Source organism: Phenylobacterium sp. (genome assembly GCF_036501465.1).
Taxonomy (GTDB): domain Bacteria; phylum Pseudomonadota; class Alphaproteobacteria; order Caulobacterales; family Caulobacteraceae; genus Phenylobacterium.
In genome coordinates this window covers 20,685-32,781 of the sequence record NZ_DASYAF010000076.1, presented here as the reverse complement: position 1 = coordinate 32,781, position 12,097 = coordinate 20,685, and the positions used below count along the sequence as shown (strand labels likewise).

Below are 12,097 nucleotides of genomic sequence, written 5' to 3'. Positions count from 1 at the left end.
GCCGGCCCGGGTGGAAAAGCGCCGCTATTTCCGACGGCGCACGCCGCGGCCCAGGCCGATCTTCTTGGCGAAGTCGCTGCGCCTGGCCGCATAGGCCGGCGCCACCATCGGGTAGTCGGCCGGCAGGCCCCAGCGCTTGCGGTACTCGTCGGGGCTCATGTCGTAGCGCGAGCGCAGGTAGCGCTTCAGCATCTTCAGCTTCTTGCCGTCCTCGAGGCAGACGATGAAGTCGTGCTGCACCGAGCGGCCCACCGCGACGGCGGGCTTCGGCCGCTCCTCGGGCGCGGCGACGCCGTTGCGCGACAGGCCCTCCAGCGCCTGGTGGACCGTGCGGATCACCTCCGGCAGGGCGTCGGCCGGCACGGAATTGCGACTGACGAAAGCGGCGACGATGCCCGTCCCAAGCCGCATTAGGTCCTCGCCCGAAGGCCCCTCCGGGTGTGGTCCGACACTCATGCTGATGTCCCCTCCGATTTGACGCTCCGACACGCCCCGCGGCGCATAGACTCCGCCCCTTGAGTCCTGCTGCGGGTGCAACTCAAACGCAGCAGGCGGGGGATCGTTCCCAGATTTTCTCGCGGACTTTGTGACTTCCCGGCTGTGGAGGGCGCGGGGGTTTGGCGGTAGATAGCGCTCTCCAGCCCCCGCCAGAATCATCGCCAGCCCGAAAGGCGCCGCCCTTGACGCTTCAGATGCAAGCCCAGACCGGCAACGGTTTCTTCAGCGCCGACGTGGCGCACAGCGACCCGGACCTCGCGAAGATCCTGCAGGGCGAACTGACCCGCCAGCAGAACCAGATCGAGCTCATCGCCTCGGAGAACATCGTCTCCAAGGCGGTGCTGGAGGCGCAGGGCTCGGTGCTCACCAACAAATACGCCGAGGGCTATCCGGGCCGGCGCTACTACGGCGGCTGCGAGGTGGTGGACGAGGCCGAGGTGCTGGCCCAGGAGCGGGCCAAGCGGCTGTTCGGCTGCGAGTTCGTCAACGTCCAGTCGCACTCCGGCAGCCAGGCCAACCAGGCGGTGTTCATGGCCACCATGACGCCGGGCGACACCTTCATGGGCATGGACCTGGCCGCGGGCGGCCACCTGACCCACGGCAAGAACATCAACCAGTCCGGCAAGTGGTTCCGGCCGGTCCACTATGGCGTGCGCGTTCAGGACCACCTGATCGACTACGACCAGGCCGAGGAGATCGCGCTCGCCGAAAAGCCCAAGGTGATCATCGCCGGCGGCTCGGCCTATTCGCGGCAGATCGACTTCGCCCGCTTCCGCGAGATCGCCGACAAGGTGGGCGCGATCGTCATGGCCGACATCGCCCACTATGCGGGCCTGGTGGCCGCAGGCGTCTACCCGAACCCGTTCCCGCACGCCCAGATCGTCACCACCACCACCCACAAGACCCTGCGCGGCCCGCGCGGCGGCATGATCATGACCAACGACAAGAAGCTGGCGAAGAAGATCGACTCGGCCGTGTTCCCGGGCCTGCAGGGCGGCCCCTTGATGCACGTGATCGCCGCCAAGGCCGTGGCCTTCGGCGAAGCCCTGCGGCCGGACTTCAAGCTCTACGCCCAGGCGGTGATCGACAACGCCCGCGCGCTGGCCGACAGCCTGCAGCAGGCCGGCTTCAAGATCGTCTCCAACGGCACCGACAGCCACCTGATGCTGGTGGACCTGACGCCGAAGGGCGTCTCGGGCGCCGACGCCGAGGTGGCGCTGGAGCGGGCCGGCATCACCACCAACAAGAACGGCATCCCCTTCGACCCGCTGCCGCCGATGCAGACCTCGGGCCTGCGGGTCGGCTCGCCGGCCGGCACGACCCGCGGTTTCGGCCCCGCCGAGTTCCGCCAGGTGGGCAAGTGGATCGGCGAGGTGCTGGATGGCGTGGCCGCCGGCGGCGACAATTCCGCCGTCGAGCAGAAGGTCCGCGGCGAAGTTCTTCAGTTGACGCAGCGCTTCCCTATCTACAACGGATAGGGGTCAATCGGCCGGAAGGGGCCAGATCATGCGTTGCCCGTTCTGCGGCCATGCCGAAAGCCAGGTGAAGGACAGCCGTCCGTCGGAGGACGGCGCCGCCATCCGCCGCCGCCGGCTCTGCCCGGAATGCGGCGGCCGCTTCACCACCTTCGAGCGCGTCCAGCTGCGCGAACTGACCATCATCAAGCGCTCCGGCCGCCGCACGCCGTTCGAGCGCGACAAGCTCGCCCGCTCGATCTCGGTGGCGATCCGCAAGCGGCCCATCGATCCGGAACAGGTGGAGCGGATGATCTCCTCCATCGTCCGCCAGCTGGAAAGCATGGGCGAGACCGAGCTGCCGTCCTCGGCGGTGGGCGAGCTGGTGATGAAGCAGCTGAAGGCCCTCGATGACGTGGCCTACGTCCGCTACGCCTCCGTCTACCGCGACTTCAAGGAAACCGAGGACTTCGCCAAGTTCCTGGGCGCCGAGGGCCTGTCCGAGGCGGCGGCGGAAGAGTGAGCCCCGGGTGAGCGTCACCCTCAAGCTCGCCACCTCGCTCGACGGCCGCATCGCCACGGCGTCCGGCGAGAGCCGCTGGATCACCGGCGAGGCGGCGCGCGAGCAGGTCCACAGGCTGCGCGCCGAGCACGACGCCGTGGTGGTGGGCGTCGAGACCGCGCTGGCGGACGATCCGGAGCTCACCGTGCGCCTGCCGGGCTACAACGGCGCCCAGCCGGCCCGTGTGGTGCTGGACAGCCGCCAGCGGCTGGCGGCGCACTGCAAGCTGGTGAAGACCGCGCGCGAGGTCCCGACCTATGTGGTGGCGACCGGCGCGCCGGAAGCACACTTGGTCGAGGCCGGGGTGAAGGTGCTCACCGTCCGCGCGCTGGCCGAAGACCGCCCGGAGCTGAAATCCGTCGTCGCGGCCCTGGCGACCGAGGGCCTCGCCCGCCTGTTCGTCGAAGGCGGCGGCCAGGTGGCGGCGAGCTTCGTCCGCTGCGGCCTGGTGGACGCCATCGAGTGGTTCCGCGCGCCCCTGCTGATCGGCGGCGGAGGGCGGCCGGGCGTCGGCGCGCTGGCGGTTGCGGCCCTGGCCGAGGCGCCCCATTTCCGCAGGGTCGAGGTCCGCGAACTGGGCCGCGACCTCTGGGAACGGTACGAAAGAGCCTGATGTTCACCGGGATCGTCACCGACGTGGGCCGCGTGCGCGCCGTGCGCGACACCAACCGCGACCGCCGCTTCGAGATCGAGACCGGCTTCGACACCGCGACCATCGCCATCGGCGCCTCGATCAGCCACGCCGGCTGCTGCCTGACCGTGGTGGAGACCGGCCCCGGCTGGTTCGCCGTCGAGGTCTCGGGCGAGACGCTGGCGATGAGCACCCTGGATGGCTGGAAGGAAGGCCGCCGCGTCAACCTGGAACGCGCCGCCCGCCTCGGCGACGAGCTGGGCGGCCACATCGTCTCCGGCCACGTGGACGGGGTGGGCGAGGTGCTGAGCGTCGAGAGCGAGGGCGGCTCGCACCGCGTGCGCATCCGGGTCCCGAAGCCGCTGCACCGCTTCATCGCGCCCAAGGGCTCGATCGCCGTCGAGGGCGTGTCGCTCACGGTCAACGCGGTCGAGGACGACGTCTTCGGCGTGAACCTGATTCCGCACACCTGGGACGTGACCTCGCTCGGCGAGCTTGCTGCGGGCAGCCGGGTCAACCTCGAGATCGACATGCTGGCGCGCTATCTCGCGCGTTTCCAGGAAACCGCCTAAAGGGTTCCCTCCGGAACCCCATGAGGCCCTCCTTGAGCCAAGACAAAGTCCGCATCCTCATCGTCGAGGCGCGCTTCTATTCCGATCTGGCGGACGAGCTTCTGAAGGGCGCGGTCGACGCCCTGAGCGCCCACGGCGCGGACTATGAGGTGGTGACGGTGCCCGGCGCGCTGGAGATCCCCGGCGCCATCGCCATCGCCGAGGAGGGCGGCCACCGCACGGCGGGTGCGGCCTACGACGGCTATGTGGCCCTCGGCACGGTGATCCGCGGCGAGACCTACCACTTCGAGATCGTCTCCAATGAGAGCGCGCGGGGGCTCATGGACCTGACGGTCGCCAGGCGGCTCGCCATCGGCAACGGGATCCTGACCTGCGAGGACGAGGACCAGGCCTGGGCCCGGGCGCGGGCCAGCGCGGGCGACAAGGGCGGCGGGGCGGCGCGCGCGGCGCTCACCATGGTGGCGCTTCGCCAGCAGTTCCAGGCCGCCCAGCGATGAGCGACATGCCCAAGCCGCGTTCGGTGGCGCGCCTCGCCGCCGTCCAGGCGCTCTACCAGATGGAGGTCTCCGCCGTGGGCGCCGAGGCGGTGATCCGCGAGTTCGCCGAGCATCGCTTCGACCGCGACGCCGACGAGGGCGAGGCCCCGCTGGCCGCCGCCGACGAGGCCTTCTTCGCCGACCTGGTGCGCGGCGTGGTCGAGCATCAGAAGGCCGTCGACGCCGCCATCGCCCGCAAGCTCGCCGCCGGCTGGCGGCTGGACCGGCTGGACGCCACCGCCCGCGCCATCCTGCGCGCCGGGGCCTTCGAGCTGCTGCACCGTCCCGACGTGCCGATCGAGGTGGCCATCGACGAATATGTCGAGCTGGCGAAATCGTTCTTCGAAGGGCCGGAGCCGGGGTTCGTGAACGGGGCCCTGGACGCGGTGGCCCAAGACGCCCGAAAGCCCGGACATGGGGGGCGATGAGTTCTCCGAGATCGCGCGGCTGTTCCGCCCGCTGACCGGCGGCGCGCCGGGCGCCTTCGACCTTCTGGACGACGCCGCCGTCGTCTCGCCCCGGCCGGGCCACGACCTGGTGGTCACCAAGGACGCCATCGTCGAGGGCGTGCATTTCCCGGTGGGCGAGGCGCCCGCCCTGGTGGCCCGCAAGCTCCTGCGGGTGAACCTCTCGGACCTGGCGGCCAAGGCGGCCGAGCCGTTCGGCTGCTTCCTGGCGGTGGCCTGGCCGCAGGCCTACGGCCCGGCCGAGCGCGCCGCCTTCGCTGAGGGCCTGGGCGACGACCTGAAGGCCTTTGGGCTGGCCCTGCTGGGCGGCGACACGGTGAGCACCCCCGGCCCGTTCACCGCCAGCCTGACCGCGCTGGGCTGGGTTCCCGAAGGCCGCATGGTCCGCCGCGCCGGCGCCAGGGTCGGCGACGTGGTCGCGGTCAGTGGCGCGATCGGCGACGGGACGCTGGGCCTGGCGGCGGTGAAGGGCGAGATCGACGACCCCGACGGCCGGCTGGCCTCCCGCTACCGCCTGCCGACGCCGCGGCTGGAGCTGCGCGCGGCGCTGCGGGCCCAGGCCCACGCCGCGGCCGACGTCTCCGACGGCCTGGTGGCCGACGCGGGCCATATCGGCGAGGCCGGCAGGGTCGCGATCCGCCTCGATCTCGACGCCCTGCCGCTGTCGCCGCCGGCCCGGCGCTGGCTGGACGCGCAGAGCGACCGCGCCGCCGCCCTGATCCGCCTGGCCACCGGCGGCGACGACTACGAGATCGTGGCCGCTTTCGCCGATACGCCGCCGCCGGGCTTCACCGCCATCGGCGCCGTCGAGGCGGGTGAGGGGACGCGGGTGTTCTGCGCCGGTCGCGAGATGAAGATCGCTCAGGGCGGCTGGCGGCATCTCTGACCCAGGCGAAGGCCGCGGATCATAGGCTGACGGCGTAAGGCGGAACCTTGGCCGTGGCCGCGGGTTGGGATGCGAGGGACAGCGACCCAAAGGCCAGCCATGACCGCTCCGCCGCACGCCAACATCCTGTCCCTGGCCACCGCCACGCCGGCCCACAGCCTGACCCAGGAACAGGTGGTGGATGAGGCCAACCGGGTCTTCGCCGCCCGCTTCCCGAAGTTCGCCTACATGGCCCCGGTGTTCCAGAACGCCGGGGTGCTGCGCCGCCAGTTCGCCATGCCGCTCGACTGGTACCTGCGCCCGCAGGGCTGGCCCGAGCGCGCCGCCGCCTACGACGCCGCGGCGCTCGACCTGTTCTGCGAGGCGGCCGGCCGCGCCCTGGCCGATGCGGGCCTGGGGGGCGACGAGGTCGATGTGATCGTCACCGTCTCCACCACCGGCGTCTCGACGCCCAGCCTGGAGGCCAGGGCCATGGCGCGGATGGGCTTCCGGCCCGACGCCGCGCGGGTCCCGCTGTTCGGCGTCGGCTGCGCGGGCGGGGCGACCGGCCTGGCGCTGGCGGCGCGGCTGGCCCGGGCCCAGCCGGGCGCCAAGGTGCTGCTGGTCTGCGTCGAGCTCTGCTCCCTGGCCTTCAACCTGGAGGCGCTCGGCAAGGCCGACATCATCTCCACCGCCATCTTCGGCGACGGCGCCGCCGCGGCGGTGCTGGCCTGCGAGGCGGACGGCTTCGCGGCCGTCACCGGCATGGCCGAGCACACCTGGCCCGACACGCTCGACGTGATGGGCTGGGAGGTCGGCGCCCGGGGCCTGGAGGTGGTGCTCACCCGCGACCTGCCGAGCTTCGTCCGCCGCGAGATCCGTCCGGCGATGGAGGCCATGCTGGCCGCGCAGGCGTTGGGCCTGGACGATGTCGGGCGCTTCGTCTGCCACCCCGGCGGCATGAAGGTGATCGAAGCCATGGAGGCGGCCTTCGACCTGGGCCAGGGCGCGCTGGACCATGAGCGCGCGGTGCTGGCCGACCACGGCAACATGTCCTCGCCCACCGTGCTGTTCATCCTCGACCGCGCGCGGCGCGCGGGCCTGCCCAGGCGCTCGGTGCTGACCGCCATGGGCCCCGGCTTCACGGCGAGCGCGGTGACCCTGGAGGCCGCGTGATCCTCTCGGTGGCCATCCTGGGGCTGGTGAGCGCCCAGCGGCTGGGCGAGCTGGTGGTCGCGCGGCGCAACACACACCGCCTGCTGGCGGCCGGCGGGATCGAGCGCGGGTGCGCCCACTATCCGGTTATGGTCGCCCTGCACGCCGCCTGGCTTCTCGGGCTGTGGTGGCAGGCCTGGGACCGTCCCGCGCGCCTGGGGTGGCTCGCGGCCTATCTGGTGCTGGAGGTGTTGCGCGTCTGGGTGCTGGCCTCGATCGGGCGGCGCTGGACCACGCGGATCATCGTCATGCCCGGCGAGGCGCTGGTGCGCCGCGGCCCCTATCGGCTGATCCCGCACCCCAACTACCTCGTGGTGGCGGGCGAGATCGCGGTGCTGCCGCTGGTCTTCGGCCTGGCGGCCTATGCCGCGGTCTTCTCGCTGCTCAACGCGGCCATGCTGGCCTGGCGCATCCGCGTCGAGGACCGCGCGCTTGCAACCTTCCGGCAACCTGGACGGGCGTAGCCTGCGCGGCATGAGGAAGCCGCTGCTGAGTCTCATCGCCGTCGCCGCCCTTGCCGGCGCCTGGGCCGCGCCCGCGCTCACCCGGGCGGCCGAGGAGAAGAAGACCAAGGAGGTCGGTCAGTACGTCGACCTGCAACCGGTCGCCCTGCCGATCGTCGTCGACGGGCGGCTGGTGAACTACGTCTTCGTCTATGTGCGGGTGAACCTGAAGGCCAGCGCCGACATCATCAAGCTGCGCGACAAGGAGCCGATGTTCCGCGACGCCCTGGTCCGCGACGGCCACAAGACGCCCTTCGTCCTGCCGAACGACTGGCAGAAGCTGGACGACGCCAGGCTGATCGCCGCCATGACCCGCGACGCCAACGCCATCGCGCCTGGCGCGGTCGCCTCGGTGACCATCACCCAGCAGTCGCCGCAGAAGCGCGTCATGCCGCCCCGTCCGGCTCCGCCGGACATGCCCTAGGCGAAGGAGGCCGGCTCCGCCGGACACGCCTTAGGCTGATGACTCAATCATCTTTCAACCGTCATGGCCGGGCTTGTCCCGGCCACCCATAGAGACCGCCATCTGCAGAAGAGATCGCTGCGCCGACGCTGGAATTCATCCGGCGCCGCCGGCGTGTAGGGGTGGCCGGGACAGGCCCGGCCATGACGACCGGGGGTGGGTGGCTGTTCGCGCTCAGCGGCGCAGGTTGCGCGCGCGGGCCAACTTTGGCACTTATCGGCCTCTTGTCCGGGGCTGCGTCGGGAGCGCGCCTCGTTTCTTGGGGAAATCCAGGGGTTGGGAGCGAACCGGAGCCGCAGATTCCAGGCGGCTGTCGTTTCCCCTCCGCGCGATCGCAAAGGGGTGCGCACGATATGAGTTCGATTTTGATGCTGGTGATCGGGGCGGGGCTTCTGGCCGTGCTCTACGGCGCCGTGCAGACCGCGTCGCTGCTGCGGGCTTCGCCCGGCAACGCGAAGATGCAGGAGATCGCCGCCGCCATCCAGGAGGGTGCGCAGGCCTACCTCAACAAGCAGTACACGACGATCGGCATCGTCGGCGTCGTGATCCTGATCATCGTGGGGTTCCTGATCGGGCCGCTGGCCGCCGCGGGCTTCGCCATCGGCGCGATCCTGTCGGGCGCCGCCGGCTTCGTGGGCATGCTGATCTCGGTGCGCGCCAACGTCCGCACCGCCCAGGCCTCTTCTGAGGGCCTCGGCAAGGGCTTGTCGCTGGCGTTCCGCTCGGGCGCCATCACCGGCATGCTGGTGGCGGGCTTCGCCCTGATCGGCGTGGCCGGCTACTTCGCGATCCTCACCGGCCCGCTCGGCCACGAGAACACCAGCCGCGAGGTGGTGGACTCCATGGTGGCCCTCGGCTTCGGCGCCTCGCTGATCTCCATCTTCGCCCGTCTGGGCGGCGGCATCTTCACCAAGGGCGCCGACGTGGGCGGCGACATGGTGGGCAAGGTCGAGGCCGGCATCCCGGAAGACGACCCGCGCAACGCCGCGACCATCGCCGACAACGTGGGCGACAACGTCGGCGACTGCGCCGGCATGGCCGCCGACCTGTTCGAGACCTATGCGGTGACCACCGTGGCCACCATGGTGCTGGCGGCGATCTTCTTCCGCGGGACCGAAGCGGTGACCAACATGATGCTGGTGCCGCTGGCCATCTGCGGGGTCTGCATCGTCACCTCGATCATCGGCACCTTCGCGGTGCGGCTGGGCAAGTCGAACAACATCATGGGCGCCCTCTACCAGGGCCTGATGGTCACCGGCGTGCTGTCGATCGGCGCCATCTGGTGGGTGATGCACGCCCTGGTCACCGCCCCGCTCACCGTGGGTGACAAGACCTTCGATTCCATGAGCCTGTTCTGGTGCGGCATCGCCGGCCTGGTGGTGACCGCGCTGATCGTGGTGATCACCGAGTACTACACCGGCACCGGCTTCCGCCCGGTGAAGTCGGTGGCCAAGGCCAGCGTCTCCGGCCACGGCACCAACGTGATCCAGGGCCTGGCCATGTCGCTGGAGTCCACCGCCGCGCCGGCGCTGGTGATCATCGTCGGCATCATCGTCACCTACAATCTGGCGGGCCTGTTCGGCATCGCCATCGCCACCACCTCGATGCTGTCGCTGGCCGGCTTCATCGTGGCGCTGGACGCCTTCGGCCCGGTCACCGACAACGCCGGCGGCATCGCCGAGATGGCCGGCCTGCCGCCGGAGGTGCGGGTCACCACCGACGCCCTCGACGCGGTCGGCAACACCACCAAGGCGGTGACCAAGGGCTACGCCATCGGCTCGGCCGGCCTGGGCGCCCTGGTGCTGTTCGCGGCCTACACCGAGGACCTGAAGTTCTTCGCGGCCAATGCGCAGCCGGGCAGCTTCTTCGACGGCCTGGGCGCGGTCGCCTTCGACCTTAGCAACCCCTACGTGGTGGTGGGCCTGCTGTTCGGCGGCCTGCTGCCCTTCCTGTTCGGCGGCCTGTCGATGACCGCCGTGGGCCGCGCGGCCGAGTCGGTGGTGGAGGAAGTCCGCCGCCAGTTCCGCGAGAACCCCGGGATCATGACCGGCGAGGTGAAGCCGGAGTACGGCCGCGCCGTGGCCATCCTGACCTCGGCGGCGATCAAGGAGATGATCGTCCCCTCGCTGCTGCCGGTGCTTTCGCCGATCGTGCTGTTCTTCGTGATCCGCGCCATCGCCGGCAAGGTGAACGGCTTCGCCTCGCTCGGCGCCATGCTGATGGGGGTGATCGTCACCGGTCTGTTCGTCGCCATCTCGATGACCTCGGGCGGCGGCGCCTGGGACAACGCCAAGAAGCTGATCGAAGAGGGCCACTACGGCGGCAAGGGTTCTGAGGCCCACAAGGCGGCCGTGACCGGCGACACCGTCGGCGACCCCTACAAGGACACCTCGGGTCCCGCCGTGAACCCGATGATCAAGATCACCAACATCGTGGCCCTGCTGCTGCTGGCGGTGCTGGCCCACGGGGTGGTCCACTAAGCCCCCGCCGCACGGCGGATACGAAGACGCCCCGGAGAGCGATCTCCGGGGCGTTTTTCGTTCGCACCGCATGGATTCCCGCCGGAGTTTATCCTCGGGCCGACCATTCGGTCGGACCGGGGGCGGGGATGCGTCGCTGCGCGCTCAGTTCCGGCGATCGCCCGGCCGGTTGCCGGGCACGCCTTCCTCGTCGCTGTTGGGCAGGAAGCCGCCGCGGCCCACATTGCCCAGGATCTGCTCGAGGATGGTCAGCTCGCGGCCGCGGGTGGGCGTCTCGCGGCCGTTGAAGGCGATGGCCTTGCCGTCCTTCAGGGTGACCGTGTTCACGCTCTCCACCAGTTCGGTGTCCTTGTTGAAGGTGATCCGGGTGATGTTGCGCGAGATCACCTCGGGCCGCTTGAACGCCACCCGCGACTTGAGCTGGTTCATGTAGAACCAGGTGTCGGCGTCGAAGGCGCCCACCGTGGACGGCGAGCCCAGGCGGGTGCGGACCGTGGACTTGGTGTCGGTGCCGACCTTGACGTCCTTCGGGTCCGACTCGATGGCCTGGAAGCCGGAATAGCTGGCGACCGGCGCGCAGGCCGACAGGCCGGCGAGCGCGGCGGGAAGCAGGAGGCCGGCCGCCAGGGCGGCGAAAGCGGCTTTCGAAGACATCGGTGAAGGCAAGGATCTGTTCCCGGCGCGGTGCGGCTCTGACTTGGGGCTTTGACCTATCGTCGCTCGGCCCTTAGTTCAATGCGGCTTTATGGATGGGATCGGGCGAAATCGAGGCGTCATGTTGTTGGAGCGTCTGTTCCGGACCCGTCCGGCCGTCAGCGCGGGCCGCGCCCTTTACGAAAAGGTGGTCGCCCAGTCGCGTGAGCCGGGCCTATACACCGACCTGGCCATCCCCGACACCGTGGAGGGCCGGTTCGAGGCCTACAGCCTGCACGTGGTCCTGCTGCTCGACCGCTTGCGGGCGGCGGACGCCCAGGGCCGCGACGATGCGCGCGAGGTCTCCCAGGCGCTGTTCGACACCTATGTGAAGTCGCTGGACCACGCTTTGCGCGAAATGGGCGTCGGCGATCTGTCGGTCGGCAAGAAGATGCGCAAGCTGGGCGAGGCCTTCTACGGCCGCTGCAAGTCCTATGAGGCCGCCTTCGCCGCCCTGCCGGACGAGTCCGCGCTGACGGCGTTGGCCGGCCGCACGCTCTACGCCGGCGTCGAGGCGCCGCCCACCGCGGCCCTGGCGGCCTATGTCCTGGCCGAGCGCGCCGACCTGGCCCTCCAGCCCCTGGAGGCGCTGGTCGCCGGCGAGGTGTCCTGGAAGCCGCTGTGATGGACGCCTGGACCAAGCCGGTGCGGCTGAGCGAGGTGCGCGCGCCCGCCACCTACGACCTTGCGCCGGACGCGGCGGAACGGGCCAAGGTCGCCAAGCAGCTCGGCCTCCTCGGCCTGCCGTCGCTCCGCGCCCGCCTAAGCGTGCGCCCCTGGCTGGACGGGGTCGAGATCGCCGGCCGTTTCGACGCCGTGGTCGAGCAGGAGAGCGCGGTCTCGCTGGAGGCCTTCGAGCATCCGCTGGCCGGCCCGATCGAGGTCCGCGCCGTGCCCGCCGGCAGCCCCAACGCGGTCGAGCCGGTCGGCGGCGAGGCGGACCTCGACCCCGAGGCGCCCGATCCGCCCGATGTCCTGGACAGCGACGCCATTGACCTGGCGGCCTATGTGGTCGAGCACCTGGCGCTGGAGATCGACCCCTTCGCGCGCAAGCCCGGCGAAGCGTTCGCCTTTGATGCCCCGCCCGAGCCCGACTCGCCCTTCGCTGTACTCAAGAAGTTGAAGGGCGAGGGGCCTTAACGACCTAAGGCCTTGTTT

The 12,097-nt window shown here is 70.6% G+C and carries 15 protein-coding genes; 13 read left to right on the top strand and 2 right to left on the bottom strand.

What is annotated here, in order from left to right:
- Positions 1-24 precede the first annotated feature (24 nt).
- The gene (locus VGL85_RS08485; RefSeq protein WP_331588034.1) at positions 25-411 is read right to left on the bottom strand and encodes a MucR family transcriptional regulator; all 387 of its coding nucleotides are present in this window, start codon (positions 409-411) and stop codon (positions 25-27) included.
- Positions 412-692: 281 nt separating this feature from the next.
- On the opposite strand from VGL85_RS08485, the gene glyA reads away from it, so the two are divergent.
- The 11 genes from glyA to VGL85_RS08430 all read left to right on the top strand — a co-directional run bounded on the left by glyA (position 693) and on the right by VGL85_RS08430 (position 10,246).
- Positions 693-1,976, top strand: a complete 1,284-nt coding sequence (gene glyA / locus VGL85_RS08480; protein ID WP_331588032.1) for a serine hydroxymethyltransferase — start codon at positions 693-695, stop codon at positions 1,974-1,976.
- 28 nt (positions 1,977-2,004) lie between these two features.
- A complete protein-coding gene (nrdR, locus tag VGL85_RS08475; protein ID WP_331588030.1) occupies positions 2,005-2,475 on the top strand; it encodes a transcriptional regulator NrdR in 471 nt (156 codons plus the stop codon).
- Positions 2,476-2,482: 7 nt separating this feature from the next.
- Positions 2,483-3,127 (top strand): RibD family protein, encoded by a 645-nt coding sequence (locus VGL85_RS08470; RefSeq protein ID WP_331588028.1) that lies wholly within the window; start codon positions 2,483-2,485, stop codon positions 3,125-3,127.
- Positions 3,127-3,717, top strand: coding sequence for a riboflavin synthase (locus VGL85_RS08465; RefSeq protein ID WP_331588026.1), 591 nt, complete (start codon positions 3,127-3,129; stop codon positions 3,715-3,717). Before VGL85_RS08470 ends, VGL85_RS08465 begins: the two co-directional genes overlap by 1 nt.
- A gap of 32 nt (positions 3,718-3,749) precedes the next feature.
- Entirely contained in the window at positions 3,750-4,214 is a 465-nt protein-coding gene (gene ribH, locus VGL85_RS08460) for a 6,7-dimethyl-8-ribityllumazine synthase (protein WP_331588024.1), read from the top strand.
- Positions 4,211-4,681: a transcription antitermination factor NusB gene (nusB, locus tag VGL85_RS08455; protein WP_414695205.1), complete on the top strand. Its 471-nt coding sequence runs from the start codon at positions 4,211-4,213 to the stop codon at positions 4,679-4,681. The genes ribH and nusB overlap by 4 nt, the downstream gene beginning before the upstream one ends.
- Positions 4,668-5,606, top strand: a complete 939-nt coding sequence (gene thiL, locus VGL85_RS08450) for a thiamine-phosphate kinase (RefSeq protein ID WP_331588020.1) — start codon at positions 4,668-4,670, stop codon at positions 5,604-5,606. Before nusB ends, thiL begins: the two co-directional genes overlap by 14 nt.
- A 99-nt stretch (positions 5,607-5,705) precedes the next feature.
- On the top strand, positions 5,706-6,761 hold the full coding sequence (locus tag VGL85_RS08445; RefSeq protein ID WP_331588018.1) for a type III polyketide synthase: 1,056 nt from the start codon (positions 5,706-5,708) through the stop codon (positions 6,759-6,761).
- Complete coding sequence (locus tag VGL85_RS08440; protein ID WP_331588016.1) at positions 6,758-7,264, top strand: isoprenylcysteine carboxyl methyltransferase family protein; 507 nt, start codon at positions 6,758-6,760, stop codon at positions 7,262-7,264. The genes VGL85_RS08445 and VGL85_RS08440 overlap by 4 nt, the downstream gene beginning before the upstream one ends.
- 10 nt (positions 7,265-7,274) lie before the next feature.
- Complete coding sequence (locus VGL85_RS08435; protein ID WP_331588014.1) at positions 7,275-7,727, top strand: hypothetical protein; 453 nt, start codon at positions 7,275-7,277, stop codon at positions 7,725-7,727.
- Between the two features lie 392 nt (positions 7,728-8,119).
- Positions 8,120-10,246: a sodium-translocating pyrophosphatase gene (locus VGL85_RS08430; RefSeq protein ID WP_331588012.1), complete on the top strand. Its 2,127-nt coding sequence runs from the start codon at positions 8,120-8,122 to the stop codon at positions 10,244-10,246.
- A 144-nt stretch (positions 10,247-10,390) separates the two neighbouring features.
- On the opposite strand, the gene VGL85_RS08425 is transcribed toward VGL85_RS08430, so the two are convergent.
- Positions 10,391-10,900, bottom strand: coding sequence for an outer membrane protein assembly factor BamE (locus VGL85_RS08425; protein ID WP_331588010.1), 510 nt, complete (start codon positions 10,898-10,900; stop codon positions 10,391-10,393).
- A gap of 121 nt (positions 10,901-11,021) precedes the next feature.
- Here VGL85_RS08425 and VGL85_RS08420 point away from each other — a divergent pair, with 121 nt between their 5' ends.
- Positions 11,022-11,564, top strand: coding sequence for a ubiquinol-cytochrome C chaperone family protein (locus VGL85_RS08420; RefSeq protein WP_331588008.1), 543 nt, complete (start codon positions 11,022-11,024; stop codon positions 11,562-11,564).
- Positions 11,564-12,079: a DUF177 domain-containing protein gene (locus VGL85_RS08415; RefSeq protein WP_331588006.1), complete on the top strand. Its 516-nt coding sequence runs from the start codon at positions 11,564-11,566 to the stop codon at positions 12,077-12,079. The genes VGL85_RS08420 and VGL85_RS08415 overlap by 1 nt, the downstream gene beginning before the upstream one ends.
- Positions 12,080-12,097 lie beyond the last annotated feature (18 nt).